This is a genomic window from Pleomorphomonas sp. JP5, assembly GCF_023721815.1.
Lineage (GTDB): Bacteria > Pseudomonadota > Alphaproteobacteria > Rhizobiales > Pleomorphomonadaceae > Pleomorphomonas.
In genome coordinates, this window is the sequence record NZ_JAMDLI010000007.1 from 716,733 (window position 1) to 737,504 (window position 20,772).

Consider the following 20,772-nt stretch of genomic DNA (forward strand, 5'->3'; position numbering starts at 1 on the left):
TCTCAAGCCGGTTGATCGTGAGATCAGGCGGCCGACAGGTTGTCAGCCGAGGACTTGCCGGAACGGCGGTCCTGAACGACCTCGAAGTTCACCTTCTGGCCATCGTTGAGCGAGCCAAGGCCCGAGCGCTCGACGGCGGAGATGTGAACGAAAACGTCCGGACCACCGGCGTCCGGAGCGATGAAGCCGTAACCCTTGGTGGCGTTGAACCACTTGACGGTACCTAGAGCCATGATGAGATCCTTTCCTCAGAAAGTCACTTGAAAGAAAGCCGCGCGCCCGCACCGGAGCACGTGACAGGTGGTTACCGAGTTTGGAAAGGTCGTCACGTCGCGGGGGATTGACCCCAGGCGTTCAGGGCCGATGGTCTGGCCAAAATCGATGAGACTTCATACTACGGGAAGCATACTTTTTGCAAGCAACCTTTGGATGTAGGCTCAGGATGGTCGGAATGCCTTGCAGATAGCCGGATCCGTCTCGATGCGGCCGGCGCCGATCAAATCGAGGCAGTAGGGAATGGCGGGGAAGACCGCGTCCAGGCAGACGGCAATGGATGCGGGTTTTCCGGGCAGGTTGACGATCAGGGTGGAGCCGCGCGTGCCGGCTGTCTGGCGGGACAGAATGGCGGTTGGCACCTTCTCGAGGCTGATCTTGCGCATCAACTCGCCGAAGCCCGGCAGTTCTTTCTCCATCACGACTTCCATCGCCTCGGGGGTCAGGTCGCGCGGCGACGGACCGGTACCGCCGGTCGTCAGGATCAGGTCGACCCGTTCCTCGTCGCAAAGGCGCACCAGTTCTCCGCCGACGCTATCCACCCCATCGGGCACCACCTGCGTCAGGATCTCGTAGGGCGAAGTCACGGCTTTGGCGAGCCAGGCCGCGATCGCCGGGCCGGAGAGGTCTTCATACTCGCCGCGCGCGGCACGATCGGATACGGTGAGAAGCGCAATGCGGACCATGTTTGAAGCTCCAGCCTGTGAATCACGGGAGAAGACAGGGTTAGCATCTTGCTTCGCCCTTGGCCAAGGCGGCCGAATCGGTCGACAGAAGAAACGCGCTTGCGAAAGCGCGCCTAGTTTTTCGGTGCGTGGGACAAAGACATCGGGATGACCTTCAGCGTGGACATCGGCAACAGGTCGAACGGCACGCGTGCCGCCTTCGACCTTGAGGAACTGCTGGCCACCCGTCTGCTGGTCCAGGGCAACTCCGGCTCCGGCAAGTCGCACCTCCTGCGCCGGCTTCTCGAACAGAGCGCCGAGTGGGTGCAGCAGGCGATCATCGATCCCGAGGGTGACTTCGTGACCCTCGCCGACCGCTTCGGCCACGTCGTGGTGGACGCCAACTGTTCGGAGCGTGATCTTGCGCTGATCGCAGCCCGCGTTCGCAAACACCGCGTGTCCGTCGTGCTCAATCTCGAGGGGCTCGATGTCGATGGGCAGGTTCGGGCCGCTGCCGCGTTCCTGAATGGCCTGTTCGATGCGGAGCGCGACCATTGGTATCCCATGCTCGTGGTGGTCGACGAAGCGCAGCTGTTCGCGCCCGCCGCGTCCGGTGAGGCCGACGGTGAGGCGCGCCGCGCCTCACTTGGCGCCATGACCAACCTGATGTGCCGCGGCCGCAAGCGCGGCCTTGCCGGCGTCATCGCCACCCAGCGCCTTGCCAAGCTTGCCAAGAACGTTGCCGCCGAGGCATCCAACTTTTTGATGGGGCGGACCTTCCTCGACATCGACATGGCCCGCGCCGCCGATCTTCTCGGCATGGAGAGACGACAAGCGGAAATGTTCCGCAATCTCCAGCGCGGCGAGTTCGTCTCGCTCGGCCCGGCGATCGGCCGCCGTCCCGAACCGGTCAGGATCGGTCCGGTGGAAACCACAGGTCGTGGTGGTGGCCCCAAGCTGACGCCTCTGCCCGAGCAGGGCGGCGAAGCGGCTCGCGAGCTGATCTTCCGTCCGACGACAGGCGAGGAAACGCCGCGCGCCGCCGCTGCGCCCGTTTCCACCGCCGATATCCTTTCGGAGCTGTCCCGTTCGCGCGCGGCGCTGGCGCCTGCGCCGGAGGATAATCCGCCCCAGGCGGATCTGTTGGGCCGCCTCGCCCGTGACGAGGCGATCGAGGATATTCTGGTGGAGATGATGGCCGAGCCGGATGCCGCCTTCCAGTCGGTGTCCATGCTGTATCAGGACTTCCTGGTCCGGTGCCGCATCAAGCGCGTAACCGGTGACAGCCTCGATCTGCAGTCCTTCCGTCAGCGACTGTCTTTGGCCCGCGCCGGCGTCGAAACGGAGACCGTCGATGAGGATGCCTGGCAGCAGGCAACGCTGATTTCGGCTTCGCTGCCGGAAGACATGCGCGGCGTTTTCCTGCTGGTGGCCAAGGCGGCGCTCCAGAAGGCACCTTGTCCCTCGGACGCCGAGATTGCCAGGGCCTATGGCACCCGTTCGCCCTCCCGCGCCCGTCGACTGCTCGCCTATATGGAGGAACGCGGTTTTCTCGTCTGTGCGTCCGATCTGCGCGGTCAGAGAATGATCCAGCTTCCCGATCTTGGCTGGCAGACGGCCCCCGGTTCGGCGACGGCCGCCGCTGCGGCCGAGTAAGCCCCAGACAATACGCTCTATTGCTGTGTCTCCAGCCCTTGGAACGCCAGGAGAAACGCGACAGACTGCTGCCCCGACGGGCGTCGACTCGGGAGGAGATCGGACGTCGCGCGCGGGAGGATGGTATGACATTGTCGAAGTTGGGCGAAGGGGCGGCGGCTGCCGTCGACCTTCGCAGCGTTGCGTTTTCTGAAAGCGAGCGGGTGGTTTTCCGCGCCGGACCTCTCTCGGCGGCAGCTTTTCGATTTGCGTCCGGGGTCGATGCCGTCAGGCTGTCGAATGGCGCCGACGAGGTGGTGGTTCTGCCTTTCCAGGGGCAGCATGTCTGGTCGGCTCGTCTCGGAGGACGCGATGTCGGCATGAAGTCGATGTTCGACATGCCGAGACCGACGCAGAAGTTCTTCGAGACCTACGGCGGCTATTTCCAACACGCCGGCATCACGGCGATCGGCGCTCCCGGCCCGATGGAGCGCCGCGAGCAGCACGGCGAGTTGCCCAACGCCCCTTATCGCGATGCCGCCGTTCTTCTCGGCGAGGACGCGAACGGCCGCTACATCGCCGTCACCGGCAGCTACAACCACACGGTCGCCTTTGCCACCAACTACGAGGCGGTGCCGCTCCTGAAACTCTATGAGGGGCGGTCGCGGATTTCCATCGGCATCACCGTCACCAACCTCAAATCGTCTCCGCTCACGGTGTATTATCTCGGCCATCTCAACTGGCGCGCCCGCGAAGGCGGCCGACTGCTCGGCACGGTGCACGAGACGGCCGAGAGTCTGCGGGTCCGCCAGGAAGTCCCTCCGCATATCAAGCCGGGGCCGGGTTACGTCGAATGGATCGCCGAGCTCGCCAAGGACCCCAGTCGAGCCGGAACCTTGACGTCGGACAAGATTTTCGCGCCGGAGGTGGTGTTCGCCTTCGATCCGTTGACCGACGACGAGGGCAGATCGCATTTCATGCAGGTCCATCCCGACGGGACGGCCGACTACACCTCGTTCAAACCCGAGGACACCGGAGCCGCTGCCCGGTGGATCTGCCGCACTGGCGATCAGGAGGCGGTCGGAATGGCCTTCCCCGTGCGTTCTCCCGACGAGATGGCACGCGTGAACGGGCAAGAGGTGAAACACGCTCCGCTGGCCCAAGGGGAGTGCTTCGCGACGGAGATCGTCGCGGCGGTGTTCACACCGGCGGAAGCAGAGGCCATGGCCCGCCATATCGATGCGGTGAAGCGTCTGCGCGCTTGAAAGGATCTTGATTAGCTGAAGGCGTCGAGCGTCGTCTTCAGCATGTCGTTGCCCACTTTCAGGGTCTTGATCGACGCTTCGTAGCTGATGCGGGCGGTCATGACGTTGACGAGCTCGCTGGCCATGTCGACGTTGGGGGCAGCAACCATGCCCTCGGCGTCGGCATCCGGCGAGGACGGATCATAGCTGGGAACATGGGGATCACCGGCGTTGACGATGCGAGCGGAGACGCCGCCGCCCTTGACGTCCGACTGCGTCACCGTCACCGGCGTGTAGGCGGTTGAGGGAGTAGAGCCGCTCGCCAATCGACCCGACGATTGGGCGTTGGCGATGTTCTGCGCCGAGGCTTCGAGGCGCGTGGTGGCGGCCTGCATCCCCGACAAGGAAATCGACGATATGGACATCGGGGTGGCTCCGGTCACTCCAAGACCCTCATCATGAGGGCTGACAAGCTAAGCCCACCTTGCCGCGATGCGGAAAAATTGAAGCATTTCGCCCTCGGCGATGCATCTGGACGAATTATCTCCATTCCAGGACATATTTGGACCGAGGTTTCTCGAAGATCCTCGTCTTCCGATGCCAAATGAGCAGGCATCCGAAGACGGATGCGGCGGGATTTGACCAGTAGCTTGCGACCGCCGGATCAAACGCTAAAGCGCCATGCCCCAGGCATGGTGGTGCCTTTCCTGGAGCCGACCATGACCAACACCCACTCGACGATGCCCTGCCATGCCGCCGGACGATGCTGTTGTCGAATTTCTCGAACGTGGCGGAAACCGAACGCTTTCGAACGGGTTTGATGGGTGACCGGCGCGCGCCGGTCTTGGAGGCAGGAAATGGATAGCGGATATATCGTCGAGCTGGCCGGCGAGGCAGCTGGCCTTCTGGTTGGCGCCAGTGGCGGCGTCTATGAGTTTCATGCAGTGGATCCGCGCTTTCGCTCTCTCGAAGGGGCGGTCTTCGACAATGGCTTTGCCGCCGAGCGCGCTGTGCGACGCCTTGCCCGCCATGGGGCGGGAAAGCCGGCGCGGCGCGGCCGCCGCCAGTATTCCCTCTTCCGCGATGGGCTTGGCCTGACGGGGCGCTCGAAGGTCGAGGCTTTCAGTACGTGATCCCAGTCCAGCCCTTCTGCTGAACCTTTTGACTGACTTTTGTTTTGCCTTGGTTGTCCTTCTCGGCCGTCACCCTTCCTGGCGCGCCGATAACCTTCCCCGGGGGCATCGGCTCCCGGGGTTTTTGCCTTCGATAGTCACACGGACGCGGCCTGCGCCCGGCCGGCGATGAGGTCGCGATACCAGAGGGCGGAGGACTTTGGCGTCCGCACCTGCGTCTCGTAATCGACGTAGACGACGCCGAAGCGCTTTGCATAGCCGTGCGACCATTCGTAGTTGTCCATCAGCGACCAGACGAAGTAGCCATCCACGCGGATCCCCTTGTCGCGAGCATCGGCGAGGACTGTCAGATGCTTTTCGAGATAGTCGATGCGGCCGGGGTCGTCGCATTTGCCGTCGATGAGCTCGTCATATTGGGCGCATCCGTTTTCCGCGATGTAGATGGGCGGCAGCTTGTAGCGGGCGTCGAGGTCGGTGAGCAGGCGATCGAGGGCCGGGGCATGGATCTCCCAGCCCATGGCCGTGCGCGGCACGTTCTCCGCCTGGACGGAGCGGGCGCGTGGGAAGGGCAGGGCGGGGTCGGCAACGATCCGCTCGGGAGCGTAGAAATTGAGCCCGAGAAAATCGATGGGGGTCGAGATGATCTTGAGGTCGTCGGCCTCGATCTTCGGCATGATCGGGCCGAAAGCTTCGAGAACGTCGGCAGGGTAATGGCCGAGCATCACCGGATCCAGGAATACGCCATCGTGGAAGGCGCGGTAGCGCTCGGTGGCGTCAATATCCTCGGGGCGGTTGCTGGCTGGATAGAGAGCCTTGGCATTGTAGACGATGCCGGCCGGCAAATCGGATCGGCGAGCCTTGATCGCCTGCATGGCGAGCCCATGGGCGAGGTTGAGCGTGTGGATCGACGCGAGCGCTGCCGTCAGATTGCGCTCCCCAGGGGCATGTTCGCCGATGAGGTAGGACAGGTGGCCGGAGCACCAGGGTTCGTTGAGCGTCATGATGCCCGAGAGGCGGTCGCCGAGGCGGGCCATCACCACATCGGTGTACTCGGCGAAGGCATAGGCGGTGTCGCGGGCACACCAGCCGCCGCGACCGTGCTGCTCGATCGGCAGATCCCAATGATAAAGGGTTGCGTAGGGCTTTATCTCGGCTTTCAGCAACTCGTCGATCAGCCGGTCGTAGAAATCGATGCCCTTTTCGTTGACCGGCCCGCGACCGTCGGGAATGACTCGCGGCCAGGCGATCGAGAACCGATAGGCATCCGCCGACAGGGATCGCAGCAGACGGACGTCTTCGGGCATGCGGTGGTAATGATCGCAAGCGACGTCGCCGGTGTCGCCGTTCCTGACGCGCCCCGGAATGCGGGAGAATGCGTCCCAGATGCTCGGCTTGCGACCGTCTTCGTCATGGGCGCCTTCAATCTGGTAGGCGGCGGTGGCATAGCCGAAAACAAAGTCGCGGGGAAAACGTTTCGAAAGCTCAGCGCTGGACATAGGGTTCCTCCTCGTCGAACACAACGCATTGCCATGAATCGGTTCACCCCGGAAGCCCCCGTCGTTTCTTTTTGCGTTCATCCGGATTGGGCTGTATTGGGGCTTCACTGATGGAGATGACTGCGGGCGATGGACAAGCTGGCTTCGTTCAACTGGGTGAAGATCGCCTCTTATCTGATCGTTGGCATCGCCCTGTTTCTATGCCTTGAGATGGGGCTGCTCGCCGGGCTTCTAGCGGGGCTGCTTGTTCACGAAACAGCAATCAGCGCGGCGCCTTGGCTCCGCAATCGCACCGGCTGGACGCAGCAAATGGGCAAGGCGGTGGCGCTTGTCGCCATCGTGGCGTTGATTTCGCTCGGCATCACAGCCGCCGTCGTCTCGGCCGGCTCGCTGTTCACAAATGGGTCGGAAGGCTTGTTCGCCCTCATTCACAAGATGGCGCAGGTCCTGGAAACCGGCCGCACCTATCTTCCGCCGTGGATTGGCGATTACCTGCCCGTCAACACCGACGAGCTTCGACGACAGGCGGTGAAGTTCCTGCAAAACAATGCCTGGGAGCTACAGCGCTTCGGCCAGGACGTCGGTCGCATCCTCGTCTATATCCTGTTCGGCATCATCATCGGCTCGCTGGTGTTGTTCCGCAGGCCGCCGGATAAGCCGCACGGTCCTCTGTCCATCGAGCTGATCGGTCGCGTTCGTCGCCTGACGCTGTCCTTCCGCCGTGTCGTTTTCGCGCAGATCCGCATCTCATTGCTGAACACGACGCTGACTGCCCTCTTTCTCTATGGCCTCGACCCGCTGATCGGCGTTCAGTTGCCCTTCCTGAAGACCATGGTGGCGGTTACCTTCATCGTCGGCCTGCTGCCGGTGATCGGAAACATCATTTCCAACACCGTGATTTTCATCGTCAGCCTCGGCGTATCGGCGCCAGCGGCCATCGCGGCGCTCATTTTCCTGATCGCCATTCACAAGCTCGAGTATTTCGTCAACGCCCGTATCATCGGCACCCAGATCAACTCGCGCGCTTGGGAAATGCTGACGATCATGCTTGCCATGGAAGCCACCTTCGGCGTGCCGGGCCTGATCGCGGCGCCCGTCTTCTATGCTTACGTCAAGGAAGAACTGTCGGCGAACGGCCTGATCTGACAGAGCCGCCGCCAACGCTTGCGCTTCCGCGGCTATCGCTATATCGTGAAGTATATAACGACCAGACGGGAATCCCTCTCCATGAAAAAGTCGCTCGCCCTCGTCGCCGCGCTTGCGCTCGGCCTCCTGACTTCGGCTGCCTCCGCCGCCGATCAGGTGAGAGTTTTCGCCGCCGCCTCGGTGGCGCCGTCGCTTCAGAAGATCGCCGATACCTACAAGGCCGACAAGGGCGTGGAGGTTCTGGTCACGCCGGCTGCTTCCGGCGCCCTGGCCAGGCAGATCGAGGCCGGTGCTCCCGCCGATGTCTTCATTTCTGCCGATCTCAAGTGGATGACCTATGCCAACGAGAAGGGCCTGATGAAGACTGGCAGCAGCTTCAACCTCCTTGGAAATTCTCTGGTGCTGGTCGCTGCGAAGGATGACAAGGTCGCCGTCGACCTTGCCGACAAGGCTGCGCTGCCTGCCGTACTCGGCGATGAGCGCCTTGCCATCGGCGAGGCCAAGAGTGTTCCGGCTGGAGCCTATGCCGAGGAAGCGCTGAAGTCGCTCGGCCTCTTTGAGGCAGTGGCGCCACGCTTTGCCCCGGCTGAGAACGTCCGCGTTGCCCTGCAGATGGTCGCTCGTGGCGAAGCCAAGCTCGGCATCGTCTATGGAACCGACGCCGCCGCCGAGCCGGGGGTCGCCGTTGTCGCCACATTCCCCGAAGCGAGCCACAAGGCGATCGTTTATCCGATCGGCCTTACCAAGGACGCTGGCCCGGGTGCTGCCGACTTCATTGCCTATCTCAAGGGACCTGAGGCAGACGCCGTGTTTACGGCTGCCGGTTTCATCAAGCCGGCCAAGTGAGTGGTCTCGGGCGGCTTTGCGGCCGCCCTCCGACCGATTTCGGGCGGGATGCCCGTTCGCCGATGACCCCTTGCCGGCCGGGTGCCGATCGACCACTGTAAGCTGATGCCGGATCTCTCCCCAGACGCCTGGATCGCTATTGCCCTGAGCTTCAAGGTCGCCGCCGTGGCGACCCTCTGTGGCGTTCCCGTCTCCACCGTGTTGGCCTTGATCCTGGCGCGCGGGCGGTTTCCCGGCAAGGCGTTGTTCGATGGACTCATTCACCTGCCTCTGGTGCTGCCGCCGGTGGTCACCGGTTATGCCCTTTTGTTGTTGCTGGGGCGCAAGGGACTGATCGGGGCCTTCCTTGACCAGCACTTCGGCATCGTCTTCGCCTTTCGCTGGACAGGCGCGGTCGTTGCCGCCGTGGTGATGTCGCTGCCGATCATCGTGCGCGCCATCCGCCTGTCGATCGAGGCGGTCGACACCCGGCTCGAGCAGGCGTCCGGCGCCTTGGGCGCCGGTCCGTTTGCCACCTTCTTCCTCGTCACCCTCCCGTTGTCGCTGCCTGGCATCCTGGTTGGGGCGACGCTTGGCTTTGCCAAGGCGCTTGGCGAGTTTGGAGCCACCATCACCTTCGTCTCGAACATCCCCGGCGAGACGCGCACCATCGCATCTGCCATCTACACCGCGAGCCAGAGCCCGGAAGGCGATGGTGAGGCGCTTCTCCTGTCGGTGATTGCCGCCTGTATCGGTCTCACCGCGCTGGTCGCCTCGGAAATCATCGCCCGTTGGTTCAGGAGGGCCTCGTCGTGATCGACGTGGAAATCCATCAGCGCCTGGGCGACTTTCAGCTCGACGTTGATTTCTCCGGAGACGGTGGCGTCACCGCGCTGTTCGGTCCCTCTGGTTCGGGCAAGTCGTCGGTGATCAAGTTCATCGCCGGTCTGACACGGCTTCGATCCGGCCGAATTGTCGTCGATGATGCGGTCATGGCCGATGGGCAAGGGCGGCATGTGCCGCCTTATCGCCGCCGGATCGGCGTGGTGTTCCAGGAAGCGCGGCTCTTCCCGCACATGTCCGTCGGGCGCAATCTGCGTTACGGCCGACTGTTCACGCCCCGAGGTCAGCGTCACATTGCCGAGGGGCCCGTGATCGATACGCTCGGCATCGGTCACCTGCTTGATCGGCATCCGGCGACACTGAGCGGCGGCGAACAGCAGCGTGTCTCCCTTGGCCGGGCGCTGCTTGCATCGCCGCGTCTTTTGCTGATGGACGAGCCGCTCGCCTCCCTCGATGCACCGCGTCGCTTGGAAATCCTGCCGCTGATCGAAGCCCTTCGCGACGAGTTTGCCATACCGATCGTTTATGTCAGCCATGCCGTCGAGGAGGTGGTGCGGCTCGCAAGCAAGGTGGTGGTGCTTGAGGCGGGCAAGGTGGCGCGTGTGGGCTCTCCCACCGACGTCTTCCGCGTCGCGGCCGATCGCTTCGAGATCATGTCGGTAATCGAGGGACGACTTGGCCCGCCGAACGCCCCGTTCCATCTGACACCCGTCGAAACGCCGGCGGGTATCGTCTGGCTGAACGGTCTCGTGCGGCCGCTGGGCCGAGAGGTGCGCGTGTTGGTCCATGCGACCGACGTGGCGCTTGCCACCCACCGTCCGGATGGCGTCACCATACGGACCGTGCTGGCCGGCACCGTGGCCGAGGTGCCGGAAGGCTCCGGCTCGAGCGTCACCATCGATGTGGAGCTCGACGGCGGCTCTCATCTCGCTGCCTCGGTCACTCGGGCAGCGGTGGCCGAGCTGGATCTCAAGCCGGGGCGGCAAGTGTTTGCCTTGGTGAAATCGGTGGCGCTTGACGAGCGTCCGTTGTGAAAGACAGGCAACCGTCGGGCGCTTCTGAATGCTTTAGCCTCTTTCCTCCGGGGGCAGGCCAAGCTAACTAGCGTCGATCAAATTGCGACGAGGTTTTCCGACCATGGCCGACGCCCACAAGCGCACTCACATTCTCACGCTCTCCTGCGCCGATCGTCCGCGCATTGTCGCCTCGGTCACCACCATCCTCGCCGGTCTCGGCGGCAACATTGCCGAAAGCGCTCAGTTCTGGGATCGGGTCACCAACCGCTTCTTCATGCGCATCGCCTTCGAGACGCCGTCGGCCCTCAGCGCCGATACGATCCGCGCTGCGTTGTCCGACACCATCGAAACCTTCGGCATGACCGTCGACCTCGTCGATGCCGCCCGCACGCCGAAGATCATCATCATGGTCTCGAAGTTCGATCACTGCCTGCAGCATCTGATGTACCAGATCCGCGTCGGCTGGCTGAAAGCGGAGGTGGCGGCCATCGTTTCCAACCACGAGGACAGCCGTGCCTTCGCCGAGGCGCAGGGCATCCCCTACTATTGCTGGCCGGTCGACAAGGACAAGTCGAACAAGGCGGAGCAGGAGGCCAAGGTCGTGGCCCTGGTCGAGGAAACCGGCGCCGAGCTGGTCGTTCTCGCCCGCTACATGCAGGTGTTGTCCGACAAGTTGTCGTCGTCGCTGTTCGGCAAGATCATCAACATCCATCATTCCTTCCTGCCGTCCTTCAAGGGGGCTCGCCCCTATCATCAGGCTCACGAGCGCGGGGTGAAGTTGATCGGCGCCACCGCCCACTACGTAACGCCCGATCTTGATGAAGGCCCGATCATCGAGCAGGAAACCTCGCGCGTCACCCATGCCCTCTCCGCCGAGGATCTGGTCGCCGTCGGCCGCGACAACGAGTCTCGTGTGCTCGCCCGCGCCGTGAAGCTGCACCTTGAGGCGCGCGTTCTGATGCACGGCAAGAAGACCATCGTCTTCGCCTGACGCTTTCAGACGACGAGTTCCTGGGGATCCCCGAAAGTCGCTGGTGACCACAATTTACCGGCATGCTTTGGTGCGGTGTCTTCAGAAGGCAGATCTCGCCGGTCCCTGAAAGACAGAGGGGTCTATGAACATGAATTTCCAGATGCAGGCATCGGCCCTGGCCGTTGCCGTTCTTTTCGTGTGCGCGGTCGACGCCAGTGCTTATGATCGGCGTGTCGTCGTGATCAATAATACATCCACGGCAATCCAGGAGTTCTATGCCTCGAATACAGGGCAGAACGACTGGCAGGAGGACATTCTGGGCGAAGACATGCTGCAGCCGGGCGCCGAGATGACGGTCAATATCGACGACGGCTCTGGCTACTGCAAATATGATTTTCGCGCCGTGTTTGAAGACGCTACGGAAGCCACGAAGGCAGGCGTCAATGTCTGTGAAGTGGGGCAGTTCTCTTTCGAAGAGTGATGTCGTCACGTATCGGTAGATCTTGAAATCTGTCGCGAAAGTTTACCGAGGAGATGGGGTTTTGCCTCATCTCCTCGTTATGGGCCCCCCATCCGGCCTCAACGATTTGAATCTTCTCGTTCAAGTGTATTCACCGGATCGGTGTTGCCGTTAAGCGTTGTTTCACGCCGGCCTGCCAATGTCGCCCCATTCTCATCTCATGGCATTGGTGTTGCGGTGCTGAAAGGCGTGTTCCCCGGCGGTCGGTTCGGAGTGTTTGTGGGCTGCGGCCTGCTGTATGCCGGACTGTCCGCAGCGATGATCTCGATCGTCGTGTTGGCCGGCGTCAGAACGCCCGTATGGCCGGCCGATGCCGTGATCGTCGCCCTTTTGGTCAACAGGTCGGTCGGAGATCGGTTGACAGGCGTCGCTGGCGCTCTGGTTGGGTGGCTTCTGGTCGCCCGGTATCTTGGCGGCGACGCCCATTTCATCGTCTCGATCCTGCTCGTGCGGGCTCTCTCCATGGGTGTCGGCCTCTGGGTGATCGATCTCGTCAGGGTCTGGACGGAACGGTCGCACAACGAAGAACTATTCGAAGTGATTGCCGCGCTGGCAGCAGCCGTCCTGGCTCCTCTCGCTAGCCTCGCCCTGGCTTTTTCCCTCTCGAGAGCTGGAATCCTGCGCAACGCGCCAATGTCGCTCGGCGTTTGGTGGGGAGGCGGTACCGCCGCCTTTGCCATCTTCCTTCCGACCTTGCTCTATCTGCAACGCGACGCCGCTCGGCTCGGTCAGCGGTCGGCTTGGCTGAATGGCTGGATCTTTGCAGCCATGGTTCTGGTGTTTTCGATCGGTGCCGTCGCTGCCACCGCCACGCTGTCGGAACCGATGGTGTTCTTCGTCGTCCCCCTTCTACTGGCGAGTTTCGTTCTCCGCCCGGTGGATATGGCGGCGCTGTCAGGCACGGTCTGGTTCGTGACGATGATGGCGGCCTATGGCATGGTCGAGGCCTCGCAGGCTCCCAAGCTGATGCCTCTCGGTGTCTCCATTGGCATACTGTTGCCAATTGCCACCTGTGTGTTGCTGGAACGGTTGCGCCAGCGCGAGCGAGATCTCGCCGAGAGCGAGAGCCTGTTCCGCCGCTCCATGGACGACGCCAGCATCGGCGTGACGATCATCGGCCTGGATGGCGTTTACCAGAAGGTCAACGCGGCCTTCTGCGCCATGACGGGCTACAGCGAAGAGGAACTCCTCGGTCGAAGCTTCAAGGACATCACATACGAGGAGGATCGTGACGGCCTGGACAGCTCCTACGAACGTATCTCCGATGGCCGGATCCGTAGCCTTAAGGCCGAAAAGCGCTACGTGCGAAAGTCGGGTGAGGTTTTCTGGGTCGAGTTGTCCATCATTGTTTTCGTCAGTGGGGCATCCGGCAAGCCGGATCGGTTGATCACCCAGATCGAGGACATCGACCTCAAGAAGCGAACGCTGGAGGCAATCGCGGAAAGCGAAAGCCGCTGGGCCTTTGCCTTGGAGAATGGCCAGCAAGGCGTTTGGGATGTCGACAAGATAAATGGACGTCTCTACACGTCGCCCACTTGGAAACGCATGCTTGGCTACGAACCGGACGATGTGTCGATCGACGGCGGAGACGCCTGGCTCGAGCTGATGCATCCGGACGACCGCGACAACTTTCTCAAGGTCAACTATGAGCACGAGCGTGGCGAGACGGAGTGGCTCGAAGCGGAGTTTCGCCTGCGTCACAAGGACGGCCACTGGGTCTGGATTCTCGATCGAGGCAAGGTGATCTCACGCGACGCTGACGGGCGTCCACTTCGCATCATTGGTACCCATACCGACATTTCGCGCAACAAGGCTGCTGAGCTGGAAATTCAGCTTCTTGAGGAACGGGTGCGCCTCGCCGTCGAGGCCGGCGGCATCGGTCTGTGGAGCATCGATCTGGCCACCGGTGCGGCAACGTGGAATGGAGAGACCTTCGGGCAGATGGCCAGCGAGAGCTCCGATGAGAGGTCTATGGAGTGGTTGCGCTTCGTGCACCCGGAGGATAGGCCGGTTCTGTCGGACATGCTGCGCAAAGCCGCGTTGGACCCGGAAGCAAGGGTGAACACGACGTGCCGCCTGCTGAGTCCGACGCGTGGTGTGGTGTATATTCGTGTGCTCGCCGACAGGGTGACGTTGTCGAACGGCGACCGTCTGCTGCTTGGTACGGCATGGGACATCAGCGAGCAGGTGAGTTCCGCCCAAGCTCTGCGCGACGAGAAGGAACGCCTTCGGACGACGTTGCATGCCATCTCCGATGGCGTGATCGCCACCGATCCCGACGGTCGCGTCGCGCTTATCAATCCCGCTGCGCAACGAATGACGGGATTCTCCGAAGCGGAAGCCTCCGGCCACCCGATCGAAGAGGTCTTCCAGGCCGTCCATGACGATACTGGCCAGCCCGCCGAGTCCTGTGTGCGACAGGTCCTGGAGACAGGGAAGCCGGTTGAACGGCTCGGAACGCAGGTCATCGATGTGCGCGGTCGCGATGTGCACTACATTCGCGAGGCAGCGTCGCCGATTGTCGCTGCCGGTACCGACGGTCGGGCCGGCGCCGTTCTGGTTTTCCAGGATGTCTCGGCCGAGCGTGCCATGCAGCGTTCCCTTGCCCATGCCGCGACCCACGACGATCTCACCGGTCTTGCCAATCGCCGTCATTTCGAAACGCGTATTCAAGGCATGATCGCCGCGGCGCGCGAAGACTCCAGCCTGCATGGTCTGTTGTTCGTCGATCTGGACCGTTTCAAGATTGTCAACGACACGGCAGGGCATCTGGCCGGCGATGCTCTTCTTCAGGAAGTGGCGCGTACCATGCAAGCGATCGTGCCGGTCAGCGATTGCCTTGCCCGGCTCGGCGGTGACGAGTTCGCCGTGCTGATCGAAAACTGCGATCGTCAGTTCGCGGCCTTCGTCGGCGAAAAGCTGATCCATGCCATCGAAGCCATCCGCTTTGCCTGGGAGGGCAAGGTCTACGAGGTCGGCGCCAGCGTCGGCGTCACTCAGGTTGATGTCGCGACCGCGAGTGCCGAAGCGGTCCTGGCAGAGGCCGACGTCGCCTGCTACGCGGCAAAGGCCGCCGGACGCGGTCGCGTGTCGGTGTTCCTGCAGGATACGGGCGAGGCGCAGCAGCATATGAGCGACTTCCGTCTCGCCGCTCGTATCCGCGAGACTATCGAGAGCGATCGCTTCGTGCTCTATGCCCAAGAGATCAGGCCGATAGCCGCCAAAGGATCGCCCGATCGGTCGCTCGAAATTCTCATCCGCATGCTCGACGAGAAAGGTGGCGTGTTGAAGCCGGATAGCTTCATCCCGGCCGCCGAGCGCTTCGATCTGATGGGCGCAATCGATCGGTGGGTGCTCGCCAAGGTGATCAAGGACTTCGGACCGGCGATCATGGCGGTGCCTGACCTGCGCGTGGCCGTCAACCTGTCGGCCAACTCGCTGAACGACCCGACGCTGTGGCGGTACGTTGCCGACCTTCTCCTGGCAAGTCCCCTCTCACCATGGCGCCTGACGCTTGAAATCACCGAGACTGCGGTGATCAACTCCTTCGAGGTGGCGCGCGATTTCATCCGCGCCGTGCGTGGCATCGGCTGCCGCGTCAACCTCGACGACTTTGGGTCCGGACTGTCGTCGTTTACGTATCTGAAAAGCTTCGATGTCGATGCCATCAAGATCGATGGCAGCTTCGTTCACAACATGGCCAACAGCGCCTATGACCGCACCGTCGTCCGGGCGATCAACGATATTGGCCGCCAACTTGGCGTCGAGGTGATCGCCGAGCGCATCGAGGACGAGGCGACGCTGAAAGAGTTGGCCGCGCTCGGCGTCGGTTACGGTCAGGGATACCTTTTCAGCGAGCCGAGCGATTTCAAGGCGGTGCTTGCAAGCTACAGCGATGGGGCCGGTGGTGCTCTCGCCGGGGCGCTGCCTACCTAGCGCATCCGCCGATCGGGTTGACTCAGCCGGATCGAAAGGCGCTGATCCAGACGCCTCGGGGTGTGTCGTCAGGCGCCGGTGCTTCCTGTTCTCCATCTGGACTGAGGCTCTGCTGCACGCGAGGACCAAGCCAAACTGGTCTCTCAAGCTCTGCCGACGCCGCACTCGATCCCGCGCGGCCAGCATGCTGTCCCGTCGAGGGCGCGCGGAGTATAGGAACTGTTAGCGTTGTCAGTGGTTAGTCCGGGTTTTCCGTCTTGTTCCTCGTTGGCGAGCTTGACACTCCCATGCAACCAAATAGAGAAAGCGGCGCATTGGTTGCCTGTGACGCGCGGAGTGGCAGGACGACGAAAACGGTGCTTCCTGGGCAACCGCTCTCCGACCCTATCAACATGTCGCGTGTCGCCGAGACAAATGGCCCTCTCGCCGATTGGGCGCGTGGCCAGTCGAGGCGTCCATCGCATTTCGCAGCAGCTCGCTTGTGGGCGAGAGAGTATGGCCCGGGCTTTTTCGAGTAGAGGGCCGCAAGCCGACTGTACGGGATGCCTCGGGCACGGGTCGCGCTGCGGGAAAAGCGTGTGGCATGACGACTATCGGCATTGATCTTGGGACATCGAACTCGCTCGTCGCTATCTGGACAGAGGACGGCCCCCGAACACTCCCGAATGCCCTTGGGGAGGCGCTGACCCCCTCGGCGGTCAGTGTGGGAGACGACGGCGAGGTGTTGATCGGCCGCGCGGCCATTGATCGCCTCGTGACACATCCGGACCGCTCCGCCGCGTCGTTCAAGCGGGCGATGGGGAGCGCAAAGAGCTTCAAGCTTGGCTCCCGCTTGTGGCGTGCCGAGGAGCTCTCCGCCTTCGTCCTGAAATCGCTCAAGCAGGATGCCGAGGTGGCGCTCGGCGAGGACGTGTCCGAAGCGATTATCTCGGTTCCCGCCTACTTCAACGACACGCAGCGCAAGGCGACACTCGACGCTGCCCGTCTGGCCGGACTTCATGTTGGACGACTGATCAACGAACCGACCGCGGCGGCTCTCGCCCACGGTCTCGAAGGCATGGAGGAGGGCAGCTTTCTCATTCTCGATCTGGGCGGTGGGACATTCGATGTCTCGCTCCTGCACAAGTTCGATGGAATCATGGAGATCAAGGCATCGGCAGGTGACTCCCGCCTCGGCGGCGACGATTTCCGTGGTGCGATTATCGAATTGCTTGTCGAACGCCACCGGCTGCCACCGCTGGACAGCATAAGCGGCATGGAAAAGGCGAAGCTGATCGAGGAGGCGGAGCGACTGAAGCGAGCGATGACGGATCGCTCTGACGAGGAGTACTCCATCACGGTCGCAGGCGAGGTCGCGGGTGGGACCTTGCGGCGGGCCGAGTTCGAGGAAAGCTGCCGGGCGCTTGTCCGCCGGATGAAGGCTCCGATCGAGCGAGCCATTCGCGACTCGCGTATCGACATCACACGGCTCGATCAGGTTGTTCTCGTGGGCGGAGCGTCCCGCATGCCGCTTGTGCGCGACCTCGTGACGCGCCTCTTCCGGCGATTCCCGCTTCTGCACCCGCAACCGGACCATATCATCGCGCTCGGTACGGCGGTGCAGGCGGCGCTGAAGGCCAGGGATGGAGCGCTTCAGGAAGTCGTCATGACCGACGTTTGCCCCTTTACGCTGGGAACGGCCGTTCTCGAAAGGCGGTCGTCCAACGAAAGGGTGATGTCGTCGATCATCGAGCGAAATGCGATTGTCCCGATCAGCCGGGAAAACCGCTACTACACGGCCTTCGACCACCAAAACAGGATTCTGATCGAAGTCCTGCAGGGTGAGCATATCCGCCCATCGCAGAACATACTGATCGGTCAGATCGAAGTCCCCGTCCCGCCTGGGCCGGAAGGGAAAGAGTGTGTCGATGTTCGCTATACCTACGATGTGAACGGGGCTCTGGAGGTCGAGGTCAAGGTCGTCTCGACGGGCAAGGTCATCCGGAATGTCTTCAGCAACCAGTCCAATCTGACGGATCAGGAGCTGACAAAGCGGTTTGCGGAACTCGCGACAATCAAGATTTTGCCGCGCGATCAGCATGAGAACAGGGCTCTCCTTGCCCGTGCCGAACGCGTTTACGCGGACGCTCTCGGCGGTGAGCGCGAACGGATCAAGGAACTGATCTTCTGGTTCGAGGGCTGTATCGAGGATCAGACCCGTCGCGACATCAAGGAGGTACGGCAACAGTTCGCCGCGGCCCTTCAGCAGTTCGAGGGGGTAGGGTTCTGATGGGCCCCGGTAGTCGGAGCAAGTGTTGGTCGATCCTGGGGATCGAGCCGACCGACGATGAGCGCGCCATTCTCAGGGCCTATGCCAAGTCCCTCAAAGCTTGCCGACCGGACGACGATCCGGAAGGATTCCAACGGCTTGTCGAGGCGCGCGAGGAGGCGATGCGGTTGTCGGCCAGGCTGGCAGCCGATCCTGTCGAGGATTCAGAGGACACTCAACAACCTCTCGGGGCGGACGAAGAGGACGCGCAAGCCGACAACCGGGCGACGGAGTCATCGGATCCTGTCCTCTTCGAGTCTGACCCGCTGGACGCGGTATCGATCGGTGGAATCGAGGCCGACGAGGAGGTTTCGGAACCGACGCTTCTTGAGAGAGCGATCGAGATGTTGGATTCGCTTCTCCCCGACAGGGCGCCGTTGGAGGGACCGCGGGCCGATAACGAAGGATGGAGAGCTCTTTTCGCATTTGCTTCCGAGCTGGACCTTGATGCGAGCCAGGCCTTTCACACCGCTGTCGCACAGCGACTGCCCTATATTTTCCCTCTGGTTGATCGTCGAGGGCTCGACGACGTCTCGTCTTTCGAACGGGGCGAGGGACTGGCGGCGCTTGCCGAGCTGATCGAGCGGGAGTGCCAGCTCAACTGGTCGGGCTCAGGCTTGACCCAGATCGTCGGCAAAGAGGTGGCCGAGCGTTATCTTCACTGGCTGGCCCAGGCACAGGCTGCGCGAGAGCTGCTCAACAGGCGGGCAGACGCCGAGCATGTCTATGCGGTCCCTCCGGGCGGGGCGTGCGCCTTGCCCGCCGATGATGTCGCCGTGCTGGTAACCGGCAGGCGCGCGAAAGCCAGCTTTGAGAGGAGCAGAGAAGCCAACGGTCGCTGGCCAACAAGGTTTGATCTCCGCTGCCTCTTTGCGCCGGTCGATATTCTCAGCTCACACGGCCTCTACATGCCGGCCTTCGCCTTGGCGGCGTTCTCGACGCTACTGGCCGTTCTGGTGCTGACCGTTCCGCAGCAACACCTGAACCTTGTGCTTTTCGGGCTGGCGACGTTCGTCGGGCTGCGCATCGCGGCGGGATTTCTGGTTGGCAAGTATCAGCTCATCCAGCTCGGAAAATGGGTCAAGGAGGCGGACAGGCTCGGACTGCTTGGGCATCGACGTCGTGCGTTTCTTGTCTCCGTAAGCAGGCTCCCCCCCTTTGCCGTTGTCGCCTCGGCTTTTGATTTCCTGTCCGCGACCGGGATCCTGATCGGTGGCCTGATGCTTCTCCCCGTGGTGTTCAACCAGGATTTCCTAAGCCAGCCCGCGGAAGCGACCCTCGATGAGCTCGCGCTCTCGCTGTTTGAAACAGCGGCAACCAGCGACTCTTTCACCGACCAGAAGTTCGCGGAGTTGCTGGATACGCTCGTGACCGTCCGATCTCAGGCTCCTCGCGATGAGCCCTGGGGGGCCCAGCTTAAGGACGTTGTCGGCTACAGGGATGTCATCAGCCTCAGGGCGGAGCTCGCCTCCTCCGGCGAACCTGTCAGTGGCCGACTTCCACCGATCGCGCCCAGAGTGGAACGGGAAAGGAAGCTGCGAAGAGTCATCGAGGAGTACCGGGGCGCATCGCCGGAACGGCGCCGAGAGCTTGAGGCTGGGCTCGACGGATGGATGGACTATCTGCGTGGAGCCGGGGAGAATCCTCGGCTGAGCGCCGCTTTCTGGACGCTGGCTCCGCCGTTCATGCGGGAAGAAAAGCCTACCGTCCGCGCCGTCGGAGAGTTGCGCGGTCTTCTGGTCAGGTTGTTCATCAGGGACAGCCTGAAAAGCTCCAGGGGGCTTCCGGACTTTGACAGGGTTCCGGCAACGTTGAATGCGCTGTTGAACCTGCCGGATGAAGATCTGCTCGGATCGTTTGTCGCCACCGATGCCATATCTGCTGCCGGCACAAAACTGAGAATCGCCGTTTCGCCCAAGGGCTACTCCGCTTCGGACGAGATGGGGCTTTCCATCGATTGGCCCGAGATGGCGGCAGACGCGGGAAACCCGCCCTGGAGCAAGCCCGCAAGCGATTGGCGCTTCTTCGCCTCGGTCGCCGACATGTGCCTGGAATCAAGCGGTTCCGCCTCTTTGTCAGTGATCTTGAACGAAATGGCGTCAACGACGGGCGAAGCCGCGCATATGGGAACAAACATCCCGCCGGATTATTGGCGGAGAGCTGGCACCCATCTTCTCGACTTCGACGAGTGCCGTCACGGCTTCATGATGAAGCTGGCCCCAGATCCGAGCTACAGTAACAGCCTTGCTTCCGTGGCTGCTTCTCAGGGCAAAGATGCACTTCGCAGTGGTCGGCTCGCCGAAGCCCGGCAGATCTTTGGCTTTGTCGCAGAGATGTCCTATTCGCTGATCGGCGAGGGAGATGTTGACACACAGCTCGCTCTCGCTCTTGCGAGCCAGAGTCTGCAACGAGGCGACATTGTTGACGCGGTGGAGTACGTCGACTCGAACCGATCATGGATGGCCGGTTGTCCAATACGGGCCTTGCGCGGGTTCATTCTGGCGTCTCTTGACGAGAAGCGGCGGGCGCTTCTCGAGTTCTCCGCCGCTCTGAACGCCAGCGGCCAGAAAGAACAGTGTGGCGCGCCTGACGATCTGCCCATTATCGACTTGGGCGCGATACGTCGAGAACTTGCTCTGCTGAACGGTGACCCTGCCAAGTCGCCCTCCGACTGATCGGCCAAAGCCAAGGGGATGTTTCGCGCCAGATCGTCTGTCCATGCAGGGATGCACTTGTCGGTGCAGCTTGGACCTTCGCTT

At 62.4% G+C, this 20,772-nt stretch carries 16 protein-coding genes; 12 read left to right on the forward strand and 4 right to left on the reverse strand.

Annotated elements, in window-relative coordinates; genetic code table 11:
- Positions 1-23: 23 nt before the first annotated feature.
- Both M4J40_RS10275 and mog read right to left on the reverse strand, forming a co-directional pair.
- Positions 24-233 carry a cold-shock protein gene (locus M4J40_RS10275; RefSeq protein WP_026781928.1) on the reverse strand — a complete coding sequence of 70 codons (210 nt, stop codon included), beginning with the start codon at positions 231-233 and terminating at the stop codon, positions 24-26.
- Between the two features lie 204 nt (positions 234-437).
- On the reverse strand, positions 438-959 hold the full coding sequence (gene mog / locus M4J40_RS10280) for a molybdopterin adenylyltransferase (RefSeq protein WP_251753989.1): 522 nt from the start codon (positions 957-959) through the stop codon (positions 438-440).
- A 147-nt stretch (positions 960-1,106) separates the two neighbouring features.
- Here mog and M4J40_RS10285 point away from each other — a divergent pair, with 147 nt between their 5' ends.
- Together M4J40_RS10285 and M4J40_RS10290 are read left to right on the forward strand one after the other, a co-directional pair.
- Positions 1,107-2,594: an ATP-binding protein gene (locus M4J40_RS10285; protein ID WP_251753990.1), complete on the forward strand. Its 1,488-nt coding sequence runs from the start codon at positions 1,107-1,109 to the stop codon at positions 2,592-2,594.
- Positions 2,595-2,719: 125 nt separating this feature from the next.
- Positions 2,720-3,838: a DUF4432 family protein gene (locus tag M4J40_RS10290; RefSeq protein ID WP_251753991.1), complete on the forward strand. Its 1,119-nt coding sequence runs from the start codon at positions 2,720-2,722 to the stop codon at positions 3,836-3,838.
- A gap of 11 nt (positions 3,839-3,849) precedes the next feature.
- Here M4J40_RS10290 and M4J40_RS10295 read toward each other — a convergent pair whose 3' ends face one another.
- The gene (locus M4J40_RS10295) at positions 3,850-4,242 is read right to left on the reverse strand and encodes a flagellar basal body rod protein FlgC (RefSeq protein WP_251753992.1); all 393 of its coding nucleotides are present in this window, start codon (positions 4,240-4,242) and stop codon (positions 3,850-3,852) included.
- Between the two features lie 432 nt (positions 4,243-4,674).
- On the opposite strand from M4J40_RS10295, the gene M4J40_RS10300 reads away from it, so the two are divergent.
- Positions 4,675-4,950, forward strand: coding sequence for a hypothetical protein (locus M4J40_RS10300; RefSeq protein ID WP_251753993.1), 276 nt, complete (start codon positions 4,675-4,677; stop codon positions 4,948-4,950).
- 137 nt (positions 4,951-5,087) lie between these two features.
- Here the strand turns inward: M4J40_RS10300 and M4J40_RS10305 are convergent, their stop codons facing one another.
- Positions 5,088-6,446 carry a GH1 family beta-glucosidase gene (locus M4J40_RS10305; RefSeq protein WP_251753994.1) on the reverse strand — a complete coding sequence of 453 codons (1,359 nt, stop codon included), beginning with the start codon at positions 6,444-6,446 and terminating at the stop codon, positions 5,088-5,090.
- A gap of 129 nt (positions 6,447-6,575) precedes the next feature.
- Here M4J40_RS10305 and M4J40_RS10310 point away from each other — a divergent pair, with 129 nt between their 5' ends.
- The 9 genes from M4J40_RS10310 (at position 6,576) to M4J40_RS10350 (ending at position 20,688) form a co-directional block, all read left to right on the forward strand.
- The gene (locus M4J40_RS10310) at positions 6,576-7,592 is read left to right on the forward strand and encodes an AI-2E family transporter (RefSeq protein ID WP_251753995.1); all 1,017 of its coding nucleotides are present in this window, start codon (positions 6,576-6,578) and stop codon (positions 7,590-7,592) included.
- A gap of 81 nt (positions 7,593-7,673) precedes the next feature.
- Positions 7,674-8,438, forward strand: a complete 765-nt coding sequence (gene modA / locus M4J40_RS10315; protein ID WP_251753996.1) for a molybdate ABC transporter substrate-binding protein — start codon at positions 7,674-7,676, stop codon at positions 8,436-8,438.
- A 105-nt stretch (positions 8,439-8,543) separates the two neighbouring features.
- Complete coding sequence (gene modB, locus M4J40_RS10320) at positions 8,544-9,233, forward strand: molybdate ABC transporter permease subunit (RefSeq protein ID WP_251753997.1); 690 nt, start codon at positions 8,544-8,546, stop codon at positions 9,231-9,233.
- The gene (gene modC, locus M4J40_RS10325) at positions 9,230-10,294 is read left to right on the forward strand and encodes a molybdenum ABC transporter ATP-binding protein (RefSeq protein ID WP_251753999.1); all 1,065 of its coding nucleotides are present in this window, start codon (positions 9,230-9,232) and stop codon (positions 10,292-10,294) included. The genes modB and modC overlap by 4 nt, the downstream gene beginning before the upstream one ends.
- Positions 10,295-10,397: 103 nt before the next feature.
- On the forward strand, positions 10,398-11,267 hold the full coding sequence (purU, locus tag M4J40_RS10330) for a formyltetrahydrofolate deformylase (RefSeq protein WP_251754001.1): 870 nt from the start codon (positions 10,398-10,400) through the stop codon (positions 11,265-11,267).
- 124 nt (positions 11,268-11,391) lie between these two features.
- A complete protein-coding gene (locus M4J40_RS10335; protein ID WP_251754002.1) occupies positions 11,392-11,730 on the forward strand; it encodes a hypothetical protein in 339 nt (112 codons plus the stop codon).
- Positions 11,731-12,027: 297 nt separating this feature from the next.
- Entirely contained in the window at positions 12,028-15,705 is a 3,678-nt protein-coding gene (locus M4J40_RS10340) for an EAL domain-containing protein (protein WP_251754004.1), read from the forward strand.
- A 583-nt stretch (positions 15,706-16,288) separates the two neighbouring features.
- Positions 16,289-17,974, forward strand: coding sequence for a molecular chaperone HscC (locus tag M4J40_RS10345; RefSeq protein WP_251754006.1), 1,686 nt, complete (start codon positions 16,289-16,291; stop codon positions 17,972-17,974).
- Positions 17,974-20,688: a hypothetical protein gene (locus M4J40_RS10350; protein WP_251754008.1), complete on the forward strand. Its 2,715-nt coding sequence runs from the start codon at positions 17,974-17,976 to the stop codon at positions 20,686-20,688. The genes M4J40_RS10345 and M4J40_RS10350 overlap by 1 nt, the downstream gene beginning before the upstream one ends.
- The last annotated feature ends 84 nt before the right edge of the window (positions 20,689-20,772 follow it).